General features: G+C 39.6%; 10 protein-coding genes. 9 read left to right on the top strand and 1 reads right to left on the bottom strand.

Features of this window, described 5'->3' with window-relative positions:
* Positions 1-4 precede the first annotated feature (4 nt).
* The 9 genes from fabD to NYE62_RS01285 all read left to right on the top strand — a co-directional run bounded on the left by fabD (position 5) and on the right by NYE62_RS01285 (position 22147).
* Positions 5-1258 carry an ACP S-malonyltransferase gene (gene fabD / locus NYE62_RS01245; RefSeq protein ID WP_033575111.1) on the top strand — a complete coding sequence of 418 codons (1254 nt, stop codon included), beginning with the start codon at positions 5-7 and terminating at the stop codon, positions 1256-1258.
* 43 nt (positions 1259-1301) lie between these two features.
* Positions 1302-6074: an SDR family NAD(P)-dependent oxidoreductase gene (locus tag NYE62_RS01250; RefSeq protein ID WP_342497184.1), complete on the top strand. Its 4773-nt coding sequence runs from the start codon at positions 1302-1304 to the stop codon at positions 6072-6074.
* A gap of 185 nt (positions 6075-6259) precedes the next feature.
* Positions 6260-11050, top strand: a complete 4791-nt coding sequence (locus tag NYE62_RS01255) for an SDR family NAD(P)-dependent oxidoreductase (RefSeq protein ID WP_342497185.1) — start codon at positions 6260-6262, stop codon at positions 11048-11050.
* Between the two features lie 21 nt (positions 11051-11071).
* Positions 11072-12595, top strand: coding sequence for an FAD-dependent oxidoreductase (locus NYE62_RS01260; protein ID WP_342497186.1), 1524 nt, complete (start codon positions 11072-11074; stop codon positions 12593-12595).
* A 97-nt stretch (positions 12596-12692) separates the two neighbouring features.
* Positions 12693-19313 carry an amino acid adenylation domain-containing protein gene (locus tag NYE62_RS01265; protein WP_342497187.1) on the top strand — a complete coding sequence of 2207 codons (6621 nt, stop codon included), beginning with the start codon at positions 12693-12695 and terminating at the stop codon, positions 19311-19313.
* A 20-nt stretch (positions 19314-19333) separates the two neighbouring features.
* Positions 19334-20377 carry a methyltransferase gene (locus tag NYE62_RS01270; protein WP_033575115.1) on the top strand — a complete coding sequence of 348 codons (1044 nt, stop codon included), beginning with the start codon at positions 19334-19336 and terminating at the stop codon, positions 20375-20377.
* 156 nt (positions 20378-20533) lie between these two features.
* Positions 20534-21010 carry a DUF4879 domain-containing protein gene (locus NYE62_RS01275; RefSeq protein WP_033575116.1) on the top strand — a complete coding sequence of 159 codons (477 nt, stop codon included), beginning with the start codon at positions 20534-20536 and terminating at the stop codon, positions 21008-21010.
* A gap of 80 nt (positions 21011-21090) precedes the next feature.
* Complete coding sequence (locus NYE62_RS01280) at positions 21091-21339, top strand: sigma-G-dependent sporulation-specific acid-soluble spore protein CsgA (protein ID WP_007408989.1); 249 nt, start codon at positions 21091-21093, stop codon at positions 21337-21339.
* Positions 21340-21448: 109 nt separating this feature from the next.
* Positions 21449-22147, top strand: coding sequence for a hypothetical protein (locus NYE62_RS01285; RefSeq protein ID WP_033575117.1), 699 nt, complete (start codon positions 21449-21451; stop codon positions 22145-22147).
* Between the two features lie 44 nt (positions 22148-22191).
* Here the strand turns inward: NYE62_RS01285 and NYE62_RS01290 are convergent, their stop codons facing one another.
* Positions 22192-22452 carry a hypothetical protein gene (locus tag NYE62_RS01290; protein ID WP_003156732.1) on the bottom strand — a complete coding sequence of 87 codons (261 nt, stop codon included), beginning with the start codon at positions 22450-22452 and terminating at the stop codon, positions 22192-22194.
* Between the last annotated feature and the right edge of the window lie 25 nt (positions 22453-22477).

Consider the following 22477-nt stretch of genomic DNA (forward strand, 5'->3'; position numbering starts at 1 on the left):
TTAAATGTCGAAAATAGGTTTTTTATTTTCAGGACAAGGATCTCAATATGCAGGAATGGGCAAACGTTTATGTGACAATTTTATTATCGCTAAAAAAACGTTTGACGAAGCCAGTGATGCATTGGGATTTGACCTGAAGAAATTATGTATAGATGGAAGTGCCGCTGAGCTATCTCAAACAGAAAATACTCAGCCGGCCATCCTGGCAACAAGTATTGCACAATTCAGAATCTACATGGAAGAGGTCGGAAAAGAACCTGAATACATCGCCGGCCATAGTTTAGGAGAATATTCTGCCTTGGTTTGCAGTGACGTTTTGGATTTTCAGGACGCTGTAAAGCTGGTGAGAGCCAGAGGATTATTAATGAAAGAAGCTGCCGCACAAGGGACCGGAGCAATGGCTGTTATCAGGAACCTGGATGAAAGAATAGCAGAAGAAGAGTGCGAATCTCTCTCTTCAAGAGGAAAAACGATTGCTGTTTCTAACTACAATGGATATAAAGATGTTGTGGTATCCGGAGAAGCGGCAGCAGTTGAAGAGCTTAGTGAAACTCTTAAAGCCAGAGGAGCAGACATTTTTAAATTAAATGTAAGTGCTGCTTTTCATTCTCCGATCATGGGTTTTGCTGCGGAAAAATTCAGCCATGAGCTAAAAAAGTATGATCTCAGAACTCCAAAATACAAAGTTTTATCTAATGTGACGGCTCTTCCATATTCGGATAAACAGCAAATGGCTGACATACTGGGAACTCAAATCGTAAAACCGGTAAATTGGATGGGAATCATGAAGTATTTAGAAGCAAACCATACTGATACTGTGATTGAATTTGGACCGAAATCTGTATTAAGGAATCTTGTAAGAAACAATATCGCTGACATCAAATCGTACAGCTATGACAAAGAAGAGGACGTGAAAATTATAAAAGAGACTCTTTTGAACGAATCTGTTTCACTGCAAGCCGGTTTTTCTATTATCTCGAGAAGTTTAGGGATCGCGGTTGCTACTAAAAATTACAACTGGAACAATGAGGAATACGCCAAAGGTGTAATCGAACCATATGAAAAAGTAGCTGCCATACAGGCTGAACTTGAAACATCAGGTCGTCAGCCGTCAAGAGAACAAATGCATATGGCAGTAGAAATGCTGAAGTCAGTGTTTCGAACCAAAAAAACCCCTATAGATGAACAGAAAAAAAGATTTAATCAATTATTTTCTGAAACAAACACAAAAAAACACTTTGAAGACTTTGAAGTTTGACAGGTATGATTACCTATCTAGTGATTCTCAGCGAGGTAAAAAAATGAAAACAGACTTTATAAGTTTAAGTAATTTAAAAGCGGCCGCTTTTACAAATCAAACTCTGAATGTAAAGAAACAAAAAAACGAGGTAGGGGCCAAAGACATTTCCGGAGATGACATTGCCATTGTCGGTTTATCATGCAGAATCGGCGAAGCCAATCACGTAAATGAATATTGGGATTTACTTTTACGAGGAAAAGAGTTCATCAGAGACATTCCGCTGAACAGAAAAAAAGATGCTGACCAGTCATTAAAAAACAGCGGAACCAAGTACAGTAAAGATGCAGCCTATACAAAAATAGCCTATATGGATGAGATTGATAAATTTGATTGTGACTTTTTCAGTATCCTTCCAAATGAAGCAAAGTTGATTGATCCCAGACAAAGATTATTTATTGAAACGGCCTGGAACGCATTGGAAGACGGGGGTTACGGCGGCGGAAAATTATGTGGGACAAATACGGGAGTATACATTGGACTCAGCAGTGACGGCTCAAATGAATACTTCAGATTGCTTGAAAAAGGAGATCAATCGTTACTCGGACTGGCTACCGCGGGTAACATTAAATCAGTTATCGCAAGCAGACTGTCATATATCTTGGATTTTAAAGGGCCAGCAATGGTAATCGATACTGCATGCTCTTCATCACTTGTCGCCCTCCATACGGCTTGTCAGGCAATAAGAAATAAGGATTGCGATATGGCATTAGCCGGCGGAGTGAATATAAAAGTATTCCCAAAGACAATAGAGGAGAGCAGGTTAAATATCGGGAATTCTTCATCTGATTTTGCTGTAAGGACTTTCGATGATTCAGCTGACGGCACGAATAGCGGCGAAGGAGTCGCTGCCGTATTGCTGAAGCCGCTGGCCCAAGCGATTCGTGATCATGACCAGATCTATGCAGTCATTAAGGGGAGCGCTGTTAACCAGGACGGCAGCTCAGTAGGAATTACCGCTCCTAACGCAGCAGCTCAAGAACAAGTAATAGTAGATGCGTGGAAAAATGCAAAAATAGATCCTAAAACAATTACATATATTGAAGCTCATGGGACAGGGACCAAATTAGGGGATCCGATTGAAATAAATGCGTTGCAACGGGCTTTCAGAAAATATACAGACCGAAAACAGTTCTGTGCCGTATCTTCAGTCAAAACAAACATCGGGCATCTTGATAGTTTGTCGGGAATAGCGGGTTTAATTAAAGCGGTAATGGCATTAAAGCATAAAAAAATTCCGCCAAGTTTACATTTTAAAGTGCCGAACCGAAATATCAATTTTCATGAATCGCCTGTTTACGTCAATGACTCCGTTTCAGCATGGGAGAGCAGCGGAGTATACAGGTGCGGCATCAGCAGTTTTGGGCTGAGCGGTACAAACTGTCATGTCATTTTAGAAGAGGCACCCGCAGTTGAAAAAGTCGATCAATCCGTTTTATCTGAACATATTTTTACTGTTTCAGCTAGGACTAAAACATCACTCGCGCACTTGCTTACAGATCATATTGATTATTTAAAGAGAGAAACAGATGTGAATCTGGGAGATATATGTTATACAGCAAACACTGGGAGATTGCCAAACAAATACAGAATCGCTATGGTAATAAGCTCTGTCGCGGAACTGCTGAAAAAGCTGGAGTTTTTATCATGCTCTGAATGGAAAACGTATCGGGAGAAAAATATATACTTTCAATCGATAACAAATCAAACAAAGTTTATAGGAAAAACGCATACAGACAGTGTGCAGAATACTCAAACAATAAAAAATGTGATTCAAAGAGTCAGACAAAACGTCTCTAATATTTCAACCTCTGACTCACATATTTTATGTGAAATGTATTGTGATGGGGCGAATATCAACTTTGAAGATCTTTATAGCGAGATGAATTTTCAAAAGGTCAGCTTGCCGACATACAAATTCAGCGGAAAAAGATTATGGGCTGAGCCGGCTGCAGACGGCCCTTCAGCCGATGAGAAAAAACAATCTTTATTGAGCAATCTTGCAGTGCAGTCACTGAATCTGGAAGTGTATATATCCCATTTGAATGTCACTGATTATTGGTTTTTAAATGAACATAAAGTGAATGATTCTTACGTTATCCCTGGAACGGTTTATATAGAAACAGCTAGAGAAGCGGGAAGAAAATACTTCGGCGCACCTTTCGGCATTCTGTTAAAAGACGTTACGTTTTCAAATCAGTTAAAGGTAAAAGCAAATGAAGTTAAAGAAGTTCATACGATCATAAAGAAAAAGGACAGCGTTTTAGAGTTTAGTGTGATAAGTAAGTCCGGCGATAAATGGATAAAGCACGCGGAAGCGGTCATTGCGAAAGAAGAACCGGTACGGGAAACATATGACATTGAGGATTTAAAGAAAAGCTTCAATGCTGTCTATGCCATTCAACGTAATAATCATCCATTGACAGAAATAAACACCGATGAATACAAGTCGGTTTATCATATAGAAGATACCAATAGACCGGAAAGCATCGTTCAAGTCGGAGGCAGATGGAAATGCACCAATGCAATCTACAGAGACGACGACAGGCTTCTATGTGAATTGGAATTGCCGAAAGAATATGAGAGTGATTTCGTTCAGTTTTCGCTTCATCCTGCGATGATGGATTGTGCCGTTAATGCCGGGACATTCACGATAGATAACGAAACCTATCTCCCTTATTTTTATAAAGAATTTAAGATTTATGGCTCCGCTTCTAAAAAGTTTTACAGTTATATCAAGAAAAAGAGCCGAAGCAACGGAGAAACAGGAACGTTTCGCATCGTCCTGCTGAATGAGACTGGAGAAGTATTCGGTGAAATAAACAATTACATCGTAAAAAGGGTGCATAAAGCAGCTGAAAAGACTAAAAGGAACAATATATATCATAAGCTATCTTGGATAAGAGAAAGCGATCAATCACACGAGATGCGAGAAATTCATCATCCTATTTTATTATTTAAGAATAATGGCTGCAGTTTATCCGAGGAAATCATTCGAAGCTTAGAACTGGAAGGGAAAACTGTGATTGTCGCGGAACAGGGTGACTATTTCTCTAAAATCGGAAGCCATCATTATACAGTCAGTGATTCTCAAGAAGATTATGACTGTCTTGTAAAAACTCTTCAAAGTGAAAAGGTTTCTCAGATTGTCCATTTGATGTCTATCAGCGATGAGAAAGACAAAAACATATATCAGCTTCAGAAAAAAATATCCTCAGGGGTAGACAGTTTATTTTATTTAACAAAATCACTTGTAGAAAATACAAAAAATAACATAGAACTGATGCTGTTTGCAGACCTTGCACATCAAGTAAGCGGTGAAGAACCAGACATTAACCCGCATAACGCGGCATTTTTCGGTTTTGGAAAAGTAATTGAAAAGGAATATTCGCGTGTAAGTGTCAGATGCATAGATTTGGATCAAAATCTTATGGCGGAAAACATCATGTTTGAAATCAACTCAAAAAAACAGTCAGAGCTTGTCGCTTACAGAGACCGGCATAAATACGTTCAAGAGCTCCAGACTGAAGACTTATCCGTAATTCGGGAAGGGAAAATAAGCATCAGAAAGAACGGTGTATATGTTATTACCGGCGGTATGGGCGGACTGGGATTAGAAATGGCCAAGTATTTATCATCAAAAGAAAATGTCCAATTAATCCTCATTGGACGCTCCGAGCAGCAGATCAACATGGAGAAGGGAAACAAAAAGAAAATCGATGCTCTAAAAGAAATAAAAGAAAGCGGTTCTAAGGTAGATTACTATAAGGCCGATGTCGCAAATGAAAGTGAAATGATTCATGTATTCGAGGAAATAAAGAGTAAATACAATACAATCCACGGTGTCATACATAGTGCTGGTGTTTCTGGAGATGGGTTTATTTTCAGAAAGGAAAAAAAAGTGTTTGATAACGTGCTCAGACCGAAAGTTAATGGAACATGGATATTAAACGAGCTGACAAAGCATGAGCATCTGGATTTCTTCATAATGTTTTCTTCTATCACAGCACTTGCGGGGAGTATGGGGCAGGCTGATTATACTGCGGCTAATGCCTACCTGGATTCCTTCGCAGAACGCAGACAGCGAAGAAGACCGGATGAAAAAACAGTTACGATTAATTGGTGCGGCTGGTCTGATGTGGGTATGCTTGCCGAATATATTGAAGAGCGTCAAAAGGCCGGAAACGAACATAAAGATGAAAACGGCTTTAAGACGATTACCTCAGCTGAAGCGATACGTGCCTTCGATGAAGTCATGCAAAAGGACATCCGGAATGTGATCATCGGGGAAATTGATCATCGGGTACTGGAATTAAATCAAGATCAAATTCAGTTCCGATTATCCCCGGATATTTTGACTTTTAAGGAGCAGGCGATTGTAAAAAAATCTGTTGAGTCGAAAACTGATCAGACATTTTGCTTCAGCGATATTGAAAATAAACTAATGAAAGCTTGGATAAAAGTTTTAGGCTTAGAACAAATCAGTATAACTGATAAATTTTATGATTTGGGCGGAGATTCAATATCCGCGATATATCTGGTAAAAGAAATAGAGAAAGAATGGCCTTCTCTCATTGATGTTTCTGATATTTTTACGTATCCCTCCATTAAGGAGATGTCAACCTACCTTGAATCCCACTTCAGTGATCAGAAGTCTTCTGACCGAATCCCTGAAGAAGACAATGAAGATGACCTGGATGCAATTTTGAATAAGCTGGCATCCGGAGAGATGGAAGTCAGCGAAGCAAATCAAATATTTCATCCAGACCGAAAATAACTGAATTGGGCCTGTAAAAATATATTCGCAAAATGAAATATTGGCAGGCTGCGAATGGAATGAAGAAAAAGCAGCCTGCCTATCACATTATTATGGGAACTGAATTCCATTTTAAGGTAAAATTGTAGATCTTATTACCCTTCCTATCAAAAATTTTCTTAGAAAGAAAGCGGGAGTGATCCGTAATGAATAGCGTTCAATCTTATATATTTGAACAAGTGAAACAGCATAAGCTAAGCCAGAAAGAAGCAAAGCGAATGCTAAAAGAATTAAAGGCTGCAAGCAGCAATGAAGATATTGCTATCATTGGAATTTCCTGCAAACTGCCGAAAGCAAACAATACAGATGAATACTGGCAGAATCTGATGAATGGAGAAGACTGCAAAGCGGAATATCCAAAAGATATGATCAATTACATTAAACCGATCGTAAACAATAAAGGGTTTACTGATTTTCTCGGTTCAGGATATCTGACGGAAGAACAAGCAGATAACTGGAAACCTGGCGGATATTTAGAAGACGTAGACAAGTTCGATCCTGAATTTTTTAATATTTCTCCTAAAGAAGCAAAGGCCATTGACCCGTCTCATAGAGTATTGCTGGAGACGGTATGGACTGCGATTGAAGATGCAGGGTATGCAGGGGACAAAATTTATGGAAGCAACACATCGCTCTTTGTTGGAAAAGACCATGTCAATAATACGTTGTACCGCTACATTACAGAATCAGAATCGACAAGTATGACGGGCAACTGGCCGGGTTTGATGGCGGGGCGGATTAATTATTTATTAAATTTAAAAGGAAGTTCTATGGTTTTGGATTCTGCTTGCAGCTCGGGGCTGCTTGGTGTGCATCTTGCCTGTAATGCTTTGAAAAATAAAGAATGCGATATGTCTATTGTCAGCGGAATTTCATTAGGATTCTTTCCGCGCTTCAAAACGTCCAAAAAATCAATGATGGAATCAGTAAGTGATAAAGTACACTCATTTGATAAAGACGCAGACGGGACATTTTTCAGTGACGGAGTAGCGGCAGTCATCTTAAAACCTTTAAGTAAAGCCAAGCAGGACGGAGATCATATTTATGCTGTTATCAAAGGGAGTGCAGTTAATAATGACGGGGCCTCAAACGGATTGACAGCTCCAAATGCCATCGCCCAGGAAGAAGTACTGGTTCAGGCATGGGAAAATGCTCAAATTGATCCCGAAACCATTCAATATATCGAAGCGCACGGTACAGGCACAAAGCTTGGAGATCCAATTGAAATAAAGGGGATTTCCAATGCGTTTTCAAAATATACGGACAAGCTGCAGTTTTGCGGGATCGGATCTGTTAAATCTAATATTGGCCATACCGTTGCCGTTTCGGGTTTGGCGTCACTTATCAAGATCGTTCTGTCTATGAAGCATCAAGTCATCCCTCCGAGTATTAATTTTAAAGAACCGAATTCATTGATTAACTTTGTGAAGTCACCTGTATTTGTTACAGACAAAGCCCATGAATGGCCTAAAAATAACTCACCGAGGAGAGCGGGAATCAGTTCTTTCGGCTTTGTGGGGACCAATTCACATGTAGTGATTGAAGATGCTGGAGATGAGGTTGAAGAGGTCATTCCTGCAAATGAAACATTTGAGATATTTACTTTATCAGCTAAAACAGAGAATTCTTTAATGAAACTCATCAAGGAATATAATGAATTCTTTAAAAAAGGAACTCAAAAAAACGTAAAACACATTTGCTATACGGCAAACACAGGGCGGGGCCATTACGGCTACCGATTGGCTCTGATTGTAAAAAGTTACGAAGAATTAAAGAGAAAAATCGGCAGGCTTGCAGGACAAAACCTGAATGAAATATCAGAAAAAGGCGTATATTTTTCTTTCCATAAAGTTGGTTCTGATAGAAAACAGATTATGGATGAAGGAGAAATTTCCTTATCTGAACATCGAAAAATGAATGCTCAATCTGACAATTTGATACATGACATTCTTACTGAAGGGGATGAATATTTACTGCTAAACCTTACGGAAATTTGCAACCTGTATATCAGAGGAGCAAAAGTAGAATGGACAAAAATGTACAAGGATGAGCACAGAAAGATTGTCAGTCTTCCGACATACCAATTTGAAAGAACATTATGCTGGGGAGAAGTAAAGGACAGAAGAGGTGAAGCGCCGCATCAGAAAAATATCAGTCACCCGCTGATTGACCAGTGTTTGGCTGATTCAATGAATGAGACGATTTATTCAACGACATTTAATGTGAATAAGGATTGGGTTTTAAGTGACCATAAAATCATGGGGGCTTGTGTTATTCCGGGGACGACTTATATCGAAATGGGAAGAAGAGCAAGTGCCGCTTACTATAAAAGCAATCAATTAGAATTACGAGATATTATCTTCTTCACTCCGTTAACGGTAAATGAGGATGAGAATAAGGTTGTACACACAATCATTAAGAAAAAGAAAGAATGTATTCAATTTATAATAGCCAGTCAGGAAGGAGAAACCTGGATTACACATGCAGAAGGAAAAGCGTTTCCATTAACAGACTCTGTATCAATGTTTGATTTACACTCTGTTAGGAATGACAGTAACAGAGAGAAGATAAAAGTCAATTATGAAAATAAAAATGGTTTAATCAGCAAAGTCTTTACTTTCGGACCGAGGTGGCTGAACTTCAAAGAAGTCATACTGGGCCCTGATGAACAGTTGGCCGAATTAAAATTGGCTGATGAATTTACAGCAGATTTAAAAGACGTCTTTTTACATCCCGCTTTGCTAGATAATGCGGTGAACGTGTTTATTGGAGAAGATGATGACGATAGTACATTCCTTCCTTTTTCATATAAAAGTGTGAAGATTTACTCAAGAATGCCGCAGCATTTTTATGCATTTGTCAAAAAGAACGCAAGCAGCAAAGAGACAAAGCTGTGTGATATTCAGTTAATAGATACAGAAGGACATGTTTTTGCAGAAATCACCGATTATGTATTAAAAAAAGTAAATCGGATTAATGCCCTTTTTGAAGAAAGTTCTGAATCACTTTATCAATTAAAATGGGTGGCGCAAGAAGCTTTTGAAGAAGAAAAAACAGAGGTAACAGGTCCTGTACTGTTATTTAAAGACAACATGGAAATTTATAAATCTATACTGGAACAGTTGAAAATTCGTGACGATGATGTTATTGAAGTGGAGTTTGGGGATGAATTTCAGAAGATAAATGGGCGGAAATTTCTAATTAGCGGATCAGAAGAAGACTATGTTCAATTATTGCATAGCATAAACGATCAAAATATCAGCAGCATTATACATATGTCTTCTATCAGCCGCCAAGGAACGGAATCATTAACAGATTTAGAAGACATGCAGAATAAAGGCGTATACAGCCTGTTCCGCTTAGTCCGGGGGTTAAGTAAGAATAAGATGAAAAGCAATATTAATTTGCATCTTATTTCTGATCTTGTGACAGAAGTGTCAGGAGAAGAAAATACAATCAATCCATTGGGCGCCGCGCTGTTTGGTCTGGGACGTGTTATTTCGCAGGAGTTCCAAAATGTTTCATGTAAAGCAATTGATATTGATGAACATACTTCACCGGAAATTATTAGTGAGGAGTTAAGAACAAAAGGGAAACACTATCAAGTCGCCTTTAGGGATGGTAAGCGGTATATCAGTCGGTTGGATACGGTTGAACGAATAAAGAATAAGAAACACGGCGGTTTGGAAATTAAAGAAAACGGTGTCTATATGATTACCGGCGGCACCGGCGGAATCGGTTTGGAGATCGCAAAGCACCTGGCTGGAAAACATAACGTCAATGCTGTATTGCTCAATCGCTCTAAACTGCCTGATCAAAGCCGATGGGACGACATCATTGCTGATGGAACGGATTTAAAGCTTTGCAGAAAACTGAAGTCCATCAGAGCTATCGAGTCAATGGGTTCTAAAGTTGATTGCTACAGCTGTGAAGTTTCTGACTTAAACAGCATGGGGCCGGTAATTGAAGAAATAAAACAGAAATACGGTACGATCAATGGCGTGTTCCATTGTGCCGGAGTTGCCGGGGACGGTTTCCTCTTTAGAAAAGAAGCTGATATTTTTAAAGAAGTGCTCGCTCCTAAAATTAATGGAACATGGGTTATCAATCATTTAACGAGAGACGTAGATTTAGATTTCACGATTTTGTTCTCCTCAATTAATTCTATTTTCGGAGGTGCCGGACAGGGAGATTATACAGCTGCAAATGCTTATTTAGATTCCTTTGCTTATATGCAAAACAAACAGGGAAAAAACACGCTGTCAATTAACTGGCCGGCTTGGGATGAGGTCGGCATAGCTGTCGATTATGGAATTACTGATGAGAGTTCTATTTTCAGATTATTGACGGTAGAAAGGGCTATTTCCGTTTTAGAAGAAATAGCATCGAATAAGCTTACTAATATCATTCCAGGTACATTAAATATGAAGCTCCTCGCTTTTGCAAAGGATGAATTGTCTTTTGAATTATCTGAGCAAATCAAAAACAAATTAATAGATAAAAACAGGACAAAAAACGAAGCAGAAAAACGTCGAAGAACAGATACTGAAGATATAGTGCTCAAAGGAAAGGGAGAACTTTACTCCGATACCGAAAAAAGTATTGCGCAAATGTACTCTATGGTTTTGGATATGCAAGAGCTAGATTTATATGAAAGCTTTAGTGCCATGGGCGGCGATTCTATTATGGCAACCCAACTGTTAAAACTGATTAATCAACAATATCCTGACATTGTGGATATATCCGATATATTTACATATTCCTCTGTAGTGGAGCTATCAGAGTATATTGACAAGCAGCTGAATAAAGATCCACAGCAAGAAACGGAAGAAGATACTGCTGAAAATCGGCTTGAGCAAGAACTCAACAATCTATTTGACGACCTGGAGAACGGCAAAATCAATATACAAGAAGGATTGAAAATTTTAGAAAACTAGTTTCGGAAAAGGGGAAAATTAATGAAGAATACAGAAGAAAACAAGACTGCAATCATAATCGGAGGCGGTATTGCAGGAATGGCCGCGGGCTGTTACTTGCAAATGAACGGATACAGCACGAAAATTTTTGAAATGGGCTTGCTGCCGGGTGGTTTATGTACCGGCTGGAAGAGAAAAGGGTACTTTTTTGACGGTTGTATCAGCTGGCTGGTCGGTTCAGGACCTAACAACACGTTCCATAAATTTTGGAAAGAGCTGAACGTGATACAAAGTATGGAATTCATTAATGATGAAGAATTTGCGGTTGTTAACTTTAGAAATGGTGATACATTTACGCTGTATGCTGATGTAGATAAATTAGAACAGGAGTTTTTAAAAGTTGCACCTGAAGATGCGGAAACAATTAAGCTTTTAACTGATGGCATTCGAGTTGTTTCTGATGTAGATCTGGATTTGGATAAAGCGCCCGAACTGTTCGATTTAGCAGACTTTGAGGCCTTCAAAGCAAAGGCTGGCCCTTACATGAAAGTAATGGGGCAATGGGGAAAAGTGACGATCAAAGAATTCGCCCAGCGCTTTAAAAGCAGTTTTGTAAGAGAAAATGTAAATCGTCTGTTTTGGTTTAATGTAGATACCCCTATATCTTACTTTATGGCTACTTTAGGCTGGGCTAATAGCAAATCTTCAGGACATCCTGTAGAAGGTTCTCTGCAATTCGCAAAAATTATTGAAGCCAGATATGTTGAATTAGGCGGTGAGATTCAATATAAATCACCTGTTTCTAAGGTTTTAGTAGAAAATGATAAAGCGATCGGAATAGAGTTGAAAAACGGACAGTGTCATTATGGAGATATCGTCATTTCAGCAGCGGATGGCTATAAAACTATTTTTGAAATGCTGGATGGAAAATATACAGATGATGAACTGACATTTTGTTATGACAACCTTAAAACAAGTGCGCCGCAAATTTATGTCGGATTGGGCGTATCAAAAACGTTTGAAAAATATCCTCATTATTTGAGCCTGGAATTAGAACAGCCTCTTAATGCCTATGGCTGTGACAACGTTAAAAACATATTTGTGAAAATATATAACGAAAATCCTTCATTCGCACCTGATGGCAAAACGAGTATTATCGTGTATGCGAAAACTTCTGCTGAATACTGGGAGACTTTGCAAAAAAACAACCGCGAAAAATATGAAGAAGAGAAAAAAGCAATTGCGAATGTAATGATTGATGAATTAGACAAATGGTTTGGTGAAATTAAATCAAATATTGACGTGACTGATGTATCCACCCCATATACGATCAGAAGATACACAAATAATAGAAATGGAAGCTGGCAGGGCTGGGAAAAACAGATGGAAGGCATCATACACGAGAAAAAACTGAAACGTTCACTTCCCGGACTTAAAGACTTTTATATGGTTGGGCATTGGAGTCAAGTGGGAGGAGGTCTTCCGAGTGTTGTCTTACAGGCAAGAAATCTAGTGCAGGTGTTATGTAAAGAAGATGGAAAGGTTTTTGAGACAAAAATTAACTAATTCAATAAGCTGCTTCTTCAATTGAAGCAGCTATTCTATATATCCATGATGCTTCTCATATTTTATATAGAATCAAAATCGATAGGGGTGATTAATCGTGGATGATATTTCGATTATAAAACAATATGTATTGGAGCAAGTAAAAGAGCAAAAAATGAACAGGGAAATGGCTTTGCGCATTTTGAAAGGATTATCAGATAAGTCTAAGAAAAATCAATGTGATATTGCCATTATCGGCATATCCTGCCGTTTCTCAAAAGCCAATAATGCAAAAGAATACTGGCAAAACATTATGAACCGTGCCTCATGCATCCGGGACTTACCGAAGAAGCGGCGGAAAGATATTGATCCATTGCTGCCCAGTGCGAATGAGAATTCTTATTTTAAAGCGGGTTTCTTAGATGAAATTGATAAGTTTGATTCATCATTTTTCAGAATTTCGCCAAGAGAAGCCATGCTTATGGATCCGAAACAAAGATTGTTTTTGGAGACAGTTTATCACGCTATTGAGGACTCCGGTTATGCTGGGAACAAGTTACAAGGTTCGAATACAGGTATTTTCGTTGGACATGATCATAGCGGTGACTTGAAGTTTTCCTATGCTTCCCTAGTAAATGATGCGGATATGATTGCAATGACAGGTACTTATCCCGGCATATTGGCAAGCAGGACCTCCTACATTTTTAATCTGAAAGGGCCAAGCTTGGTTGTTGATACAGCCTGCTCTTCCGGACTCGTTTCGGTTCATCTTGCTTGTGAGGCACTTAAAAATGAAGAATGCAGCATGGCTATTGCGGGAGGCGTTAATTTATTTCTGAGACCTGAAAATATAGGTACGATGAGCGAAATAGAAGCGGAAAACGCTAAAATCAGCATTTTTGATAAAAATGCAAAGGGGACAGCATGGGGTGAGGGGATTTCTGCTATTGTATTAAAACCTTTACATAGGGCTATAGAAGACAGAGACCACATATATGCTGTCATTAAAGGGAGCGCTACGAATAATGACGGGGCTTCTAACGGAATCACCGCTCCTAATGCTGAATCACAAGAGAAATTGATTACGCGTGCCTGGAAGAATGCGAATATTAGTCCGGAAACTATTTCTTATATTGAAACGCATGGAACAGGCACGATTTTGGGAGACCCGATTGAGATCAAAGGGATAACGAATGCGTTTAAGAAATATACCGATAAAAAGCAGTTTTGCGGTATAGGTTCAGTCAAACCCAATATCGGCCATACAGTCGGGGCATCAGGCATGGCGTCTCTCATTAAAGCATGCATGGCTTTAAAAGAGAAGGTCATCCCCCCAAGTATCAACTTTAATGAACCGAATCCTTTAATTAATTTTTCGAATTCACCTGTTTATGTGAATGACATGATAAGAAATTGGGAAAAAGGAGAGACGCCAAGAAGAGCCGGTGTAAGTTCGTTTGGCTTCAGCGGAACCAACTGTCATATTGTATTGGAAGAAGCACCTGGAATAATAGGTGAGACTGAACAGAGACAGGTAAAAGAGGTATTCACTCTGTCTGCAAAAAATAAGTCCGTCCTGAATGATATTGCATCAAAGTATCTTCATTTTATCTCGGAAGAAAACAATTTGAATCTCTCTGATCTTTGTTATACAGCGAATACGGGAAGAAAACATCTGGAGAATAGAGTGTGTTTTCTCGTAAAAGACATCGAAGATCTGAAGGAAAAACTTGAAAGTCTGCTCGAAGCGCCGGTTCAGCAAGAAGAAGCTGCATTTTCTTTTAAGACCGATAGAGATCTAAGTACCGCTGCTGGAAAAAAACTTAAGGCTTATAATGCAGGCGGGAGAACAGATGAGAGTCTTCTGATTGATATAAGCAAGCTCTATGAAAAAGGTGCAGAGATCGATTGGGAAATGATATACGAAGGAGAAAAAAGAAGAAAAATCAGCTTGCCGGGTTACGCATTTTTGCGGGAGAGACATTGGGTGAAACTGCCTGAAAAATTACCGATAAGCAATGCACTAGATAACCCTTCAGTCAACAAGCCTCAAATAATAAGACTGAGTGGCAGGGAAGACGGCTGTTATTCAGAAACAGAGCTAATGGCAGGACAAATTTGGGGAAATGCCCTTGGAATCAATCCGATCGATGTTACATCCGATTTTTATGAAATGGGCGGAGATTCAATCATAGCAATAGAAATCATCAACTTTATCAATAAACAGCAAGGAACGGAGCTTTCAGTTTCAGACTTGCTAAAGCATTCGAATATAAAACTCTTCTCAGCTTATTTGGATGAATATTCTCTGAGGAAGACAAATGATGTGAATGTGATTCCCAAAGCGGGCGATTTTGAGTGGTATGAGGCATCATCTGCACAGAAAAGAATTTTTATTCTAGATCAATTAAATAAAAACAGCACTTCTTATAATATCCCGTTCTTTTTAATGATTGAAGGAGAGTTGGACGATAAACGTTTAGAAGATGCGTTTAAAAAATTAATAATCAGGCATGAGGTTTTAAGAACGTCCATAGTTTTAAGAGGCGGGCAGCTTGTGCAAAACATAGAAAAAGACGTTCGATTTAAAATGGATAGAATCAAGACCTCCGACGAAGAATTAGAGAGCCTTATGGCTAATTTTGTCCGCCCGTTTGATGTAGAAAAGGCTCCTTTACTGCGTGCAGGATTAGCCGAGATTAGTCATCAAAAACATCTTTTAATGATAGATTTACAGCATATTATAGCGGATGGGGCGTCTATCCCGATCCTCCAAAGGGAATTGATAAATTTATACGAAGGCAACGAACTGCCGCCATTGAACGTTCAATTTAAGGATTTTGCGAATTGGCAAAATGAATTATTTCATACTGAAGAAATGAAAAAACAAAAAGACTTTTGGTTAAATGAGTTTAAAGGAGAAATTCCCGCTCTCAATCTGCCCGCAGATTTTTCAAGAGAAGCCAAACGAGATGATCAAGGTGAACGAATCTATTTTTATGCAGGAAGAGAGCTGACCGCCAAGTTAAAAGAATTAAACGCAAAACAAAAAGTCACCCTTTTCATGACTTTAATGGCTTCATTTAATGTGCTGCTCCATAAACTTACTGGTCAAGAAGATATTGTTATCGGCACACCTGTAGCCGGAAGAAAGCATAAAGAATTAGAAAACATGATAGGAATGTTTGTAAATACGCTGGCACTGAGAAATAAACCATCTGCCGACAAAACATTCAAAGAACTGCTTGAAGCCGTTAGGGATAATGCGCTTCTGGCTTATGAAAATCAAGATTATCCTTTTGAAGAGCTTGTAGACCATTTGAACCTTGAGAGGGATATAAACCAGAATGCTCTTTTCAACGTTATGTTTGTCCTTCAGCTGATGGATAATCCGGCAATTGAAGTAAATGGGCTGAAATATAAGCCGTATCCTTACGAAAACAAAACAGCCAAATTTGATCTTTTGCTTCAAGCATTTCCTTCAAAAGAGGACATCAAGTTTGAGTTCACTTATTCATCAAACTTGTTTAAGCGCACAACTGTAGAAAAATTCTCACAGCGATTCTTAATGATTCTCAATCATATTGTTGAAAGTCAAAATGGACTAATCGGTGAGATTAACATTTTAGAAGAAAATGAACGACGCGATATGTTGAGTTACAGTGGAAAATCACTGAGAAGCAGAGGCACAGATGCATCTATCTGTGAGCTTTTTGAGAAGCAGGCGGAAGCAACGCCGAATCAAATAGCTGTGTCTGCACAAGACGGAAGCTTAACTTATAGTGAGCTGAACAAAAATGCAAACCGGCTTGGAAGAGCACTCATTCAAAAAGGTATCAAAAAGAATGAAGCAGTGGGCATAGCTGCAGACCGAACCACTGATTTTATCATCGGAGTAATGGGAATTTTAAAAGCGGGAGCAGCTTATCTGCCAATTGATCCATCATATCCGCAAGAAAGAGTTGAGTATATGCTCAAAGACAGCGGGGCCCGCTTGTTACTGACGGATCGTAACAATCATTGTCAAAGGTACGGAGTAGAAAGTGTTTGTCTGAATGAATTGGAAACAGTTCCAGACGACGGGAGAAATGTTAAAGGAGGAGCGGAACGGCACAGCCTTGCCTATATCATCTACACTTCTGGATCAACGGGACACCCAAAAGGTGTGATGATCGAACATAAAAGTATAGTGAATTTAACAGAAGCCCTGCATGAACGTATCTACTGCAAACATGGCGGGCGGCAGAATGTAGCGTTGTTGGCACCCTTTTCCTTTGACGCTTCTGTCAAACAGATTTTTTCTGCGCTGCTTTTGGGACACTCTCTTTACATCATCTCTGAAGAAGCCAGGCATGATATCACGAAACTTGCTGAGTTCTATATCCAAAATAAAATAAATATTTCTGATGGAACACCAGCCTATCTCAGCCTGCTCTCTGAGTCTCCGCAGTGTGGCCGTATAGGTGTAAAACATTTTATTATAGGCGGCGAAGTGCTTAAACCTGAAGAAGTAAAGCGTTTTTATAAAGTATTTAAGAAGAATGACCGTCCTTATATAACAAATGTATATGGACCGACGGAATGCTGTGTTGATGCTGCATCTTATACGATAAACCCAGATAATATTTCCAATATAAAGAGGATCCCTATCGGCACGCCGATAAAAAACTGTTCTATCTACATACTAGATAAACAGCAGAAGCCTGTGCCGCCGGGAGTTATCGGAGAGTTATACATCGGAGGGGAAGGAGTTGGACGGGGTTATTGCAATCGTGAAGAACTAACCGAGGCTAAGTTTATCCCGGATCTTGTTCATTCTGGTGAGAAAATGTATAAAACCGGAGATTTAGGCAAGTGGAATGAGGATGGGAATATAGAATTTGCCGGAAGAATCGATCGTCAAGTAAAAATCAGAGGATTTAGAATTGAACTGGATGAGATTGTAAACAGACTGCTGTCTCACCAAAATGTTCAAGAAGCGGTTGCGATTGCTCACAATGATCAGATATATGCCTATACAGTATGTAAAGATACGCAGCCGCCTTCTCAGCTAAAAGAATACTTATTGGAATATCTGCCGGAATATATGGTCCCGACAGTCATTATGGGCATAGATAAAATTCCGTTGACGAACAATGGGAAGACTGATGTAAAACGTTTGCCGCTACCAGCTGAAAATAATGCCGAGCTGCATCACTTTATTGCTCCGAGAAACGAGATTGAACGAATCGTCAGTGAGGTCTGGTCCGACATTCTTGAAGTTTCTAAAATCAGTATAAAAGATAATTTTTTCGTTTTAGGCGGAGACTCAATTAAAGCCATACAAGCAGCGGTCAGAATGGAAAAATTCAATCTTAGGCTGGAAGTGAAAGACATTTTTCATTACCAGACAATCGAAGGAGTTTCGAATAAAGTCAGTTATATAACAGCGGCATCTGATAACAGTGTGATAACGGGGGAAGCCGGTCTTGTGCCAATTCAATGCTGGCTGGCTGAACGCCATAATGATACTCTGCACCATCGGAATCTTTCTTTTATGCTATACAGGGAAGCCGGGTTTGGCGAAGATATTGTAAAAGACATTTTCACCCGGATTATTCAGCATCATGACAGTCTGAGAACAGTATTCAAACGTAAAGGCGATAGAATGGTACAGGTAATAAGAGGCCTGACGGACGGCGACTTGTTTGACTTTCATCTGATCAATGCAATAAACATGCCGCAATCAGTTTTAAAAATGAAAATAAATCAAATACAAGCCAGTATGGATCTGACTCACGGACCGCTTGTTAAATTGGCACTTATTAAGGAAGCAGATGGGGAACATCTGTTAATCGTCATTCACCAAATGATAATTGATCATATGTCTTGGAGAATACTGCTTGAAGATTTTAATACAGCATATCAGCAAGTTAAAAGTAACGAAGACATTGTATTACCAAATAAAACCGATTCGTATTTAAAATGGTCTGATTATCTCTATAAATATGCTGAAAGTGAACGGCTGTTGTTTGAGAAAGAGTATTGGACGAAACTCGAAAATGTTTATGCTCCGTCTATTCCGGTTGATATTCAGGAGCAAATTGCCAAAGTCAAAGATAACAGACAAGTGTACAGGCAGTTTAATGTTCGGGAAACTGAAAATATAATGAATGCGATTCAAGGACAAGATCATTTCACTATTGAGACTGTTTTGCTCACAGCGTTAGGTTTGACAATAAAACATCAAACAGGCAGTAATACATCTCTCGTGCACTTAGGCAACCATGGCCGCACTCATCAGAGTGAGAAGCTTAATATCTACAGAACAGTAGGCAGATTTTCTGCAATCTATCCAGTGGCTTTGGAGGTCTCCGATTCAGATCATATCGGTTCGAGTTTAGATAATGTTAACTCGACCTTAGCAAATATTCCTGATCAAGGGATAGGATATGGTATTTTAAGATATTTAAAACAAGATATAAAAGAGAAATCAAAACCAGACATTTCATTTAATTATATGGGCGAATTTGATAATGAACTGCACACAGAAAGCTTTACGGTATCTCCGCTTTCAACCGGGAATGATATAAGTGAAGATGAAATTTGGAATTACAAGTTTAAGTTTATTGTGTTGGTAAGAGAGAAAAAATTGAGCATTGGAATTGAATATAATCAAAATCAGTACCATAAGAGTACTGTAGAAAATCTGCTTAATCAGTATATGCATTATATCAAAAAAGCAGCAGAAACCATTTAATTAATCGGAGGTTAACGTAAATGACCAATTCAGTTCAGCAAGATAAACAAGTACCGAAGAAATATCCTCAGGCCGCAGTCATGCAAATGGTTTCAGGGCTGGGGTTTTCCCTGGCAGTTAAAACAGCGGTAGAATTAGATGTATTTTCCGCTTTTCAAAATGGACCAGCTTCAGCGGAAGCGATAGCTGAAGCCCTTGAATTGAACCCCTCTGCCTTATTCAGGCTCTTAAGAGCGCTGGAATCCGTCGGTTTGGTCGCCCAAGCTCAAAATGGCTATTATGATGTAACAGAGTATGGTGCCACTTTGATGCCTGGGAAAGCAAAATCCATTGAGCCTTTGGTAGAATATCTGCTGCATGAAACAGTAGTGCAGTCTATGTTTAAAATGGATTATAGTATCAAAACCGGCAAATCCGCTTTTGAAGCCATTTATGGCGATAAATGGTATGAGAATAATAGTCTTGATCAAGATTACTTAAAAACAATGGATAAGGCGATGGAGATTTATTCAAAAATGAGTCTGCCATCCATATTGAAAGCTTACTCATTTGAAAAGTTTGATGTTATCGTAGACGTCGCGGGAGGAATGGGCCAGTTAATAACAGGCATTTTAGGTGCTGCTCCTAAATCAAAGGGGATATTGTTTGATCTTCCAAAAACGATACAAAGTGCAAAAAAGCATTTAGCATCTTCAGAGATGAGCGAACGCTGTCAGTTTACGGAAGGGAGTATGTTTGAGGAAATTCCTTCCGGAGGAGACTTGTATGTGATAAGCAAAGTGTTAAATGATTGGGATGATGAGCATGTGGTTGCTATTCTTGAAAATATAGCCGGTGCCATGTCTGATCATTCCAAGCTGATTATAGTTGAAAATGTGCCTGAAGCAGACAAGCTGTCCCCTGAAGAAGCTTTTCGTGATTTATTATTTTTAGTATGCTCTGCAGGCGGCAGAGTCAGAAAGAAAACCGAGTTTGAACAATTGATTGAGAAAGCCGGATTAACACTATTAAATGTAATTCAGACCCCGAGTAAATACACAATTTTGGAGTGTGGAAAGAAATAATGTTATATAAGCTATCTCTTTAGGAGATAGCTTTTTTTATATAAAAAGTTCACCAATTTGACTGATTGATTCTGTCTATCTATTGATTTCTCTGATAAAATAAAACTTATAATATTTAACATAATTATAAATTTGAACCATCAGGGAGGAAGAAACATGAAAAAGAGACTCGTTATGCTATTCGCGGCGGCCGCCGCTGTTTTGTTGCTTGTGAGCGGGTTGTGGGCTCCATCAGCGTCTGCGGCGCCGGCTCCTGCTTTAACACAAATCCGTATTATCGGTGTGACGTCTGACGGTCAGAATTACCAATGGGAAAATATCGGGCCGAACCAAATCAGCGCATCAAAACCGATGAAGGGGACAACGGGTTATTTAGCCGTATATTTCCAAGGGTATCCGAACAATAATACGATCCAGGCGTTTAACAACGGAACGAATATTACAAATCTTACGTCAAAAGCGCTGGAAGATGAATATACAAAAAACGGCAATATCGTTACAGGCTATATTAAATATTACAGCGTTCCTCTTTCTTATGTCAGTTCAGGAACGTTCTCTTTCTCCGCAACGGGGCTGAACGGGCCGTACACGCCGTTAAGCAGCGGATTTTTCTCCATTCAGGTACAGAGTTAAAACAGCCGCCCGGTGCTTTCATGTATAGTTTTTCTCTCTTTCCGGGAAGCTATTCCTAAAGAAAAGGGAGGGCTTACATGATGGACAGGACACTCGGATATTTGCGCGAGTCGCTTTCGAACCACTTGGAGCATGATGTGTGCCGAGGGATTTATAAAAAGCTTCAGGTGAAGCATTATGCAAATGAGGGCGAGTTTGTGAAAGATCTAAATGATTTGGAAATGGATGCGCTGAATCAGGTGCTTGAAAAGGAAATCAAATATGCTGAGAACGAGCAGGATGAGAAGCGCACGATGGAATTGAATGAAGTATATGAGCTCCTGTTTTAAAAAGCCTCCCGGCGGTCGGGAGGCTTTTTATTGTTTCAGAAACAGTTTACAGAATCATCCAACCCTTTGTATAATGGATAGTTGTGAAAAACACAGACGGAGGAGAAACATGAACGAATTAAAAAAACAGACGGTTCTTGAGTTGTCATCGGTTGAAAAAGCTTTGGTTTTTCTGGTGCCGCCATTATTGGGGCTGGTCATCGGATGGTTTCTGCCGGTCATTGCGAAGTGGGCCGTAACATTGGATTGGCTGCCTGTTATCGGGCCGCTGGAAATGATCGCTTCTTTTCACGGATGGAAGGCTGCGGCTGTCATCGCCGTTATCGGCTTAATCGGGGGAGTGTGGCTGACGCGGACTGTTTTTAAAGAATGTCTTACGGCGGTCGTGACGGACAGCGAGGTGTCCTTAACCATATATAATGAAGAAAGCGTGTTTTCGAAAGACAGCATTTCCGGTGTGTTTACGGATGAGAAGCATCTTGTCTTATTAGGCACTGAAGGACAGGAGCTTTTTCGGGAGAAGCTTGAGCCGGCGGTTGAAAAAGCGGCTGATGCGTTTCGCGCGCATGGGTATGTCTGGCTGGGGACGGAAGATCCTTTTAAAGAAGAATACAAACGGTGGGTGCCGGACACGCCGGATTTGGAGCCAGGGGCAAATGCTCTTTTAAAAGCGAGAGAAAAGGCGCTGAAAGAGGAGGAAAAGGCTGATGCGAAAGAACTGAAAGCGGAAATATCCAAACTGGGCATTACCGTGCGGGATAAAGGCTCGCGCCAATATTGGCGGTTCTATCAAACGCCGTCTGCATAAAAAAGCTGCCGCCGTTTGATACGGCCGGGCAGCCCGGGAACAGATTATTTCTTCTTGTCATCATAATATTGAACCGGGTACATGGAGCCTTCGGATACCATTTTGTTATCTTCAATATCTTCGGGATGCGGGTTGCCTGCTTTGTTGACGGGGAATGATTCAATATCCTGCTTCCCGGAGAGCGATGTTTTCATATTGCGGATAAAGTTCATCACCTTTTGGCGGTTTGATTTATCTTTGAGCAGGTAGGAAGTCACTCCGACAGTCGACACGGCAAGTCCTGAAATGAGCAGTTTTTGTTTCACGATAAAAACTCCTTTCTATTTCTGG

Origin of the sequence: Bacillus sp. FSL K6-2861 (assembly GCF_038630725.1) — a bacterium.
Taxonomy (GTDB): domain Bacteria; phylum Bacillota; class Bacilli; order Bacillales; family Bacillaceae; genus Bacillus; species Bacillus velezensis.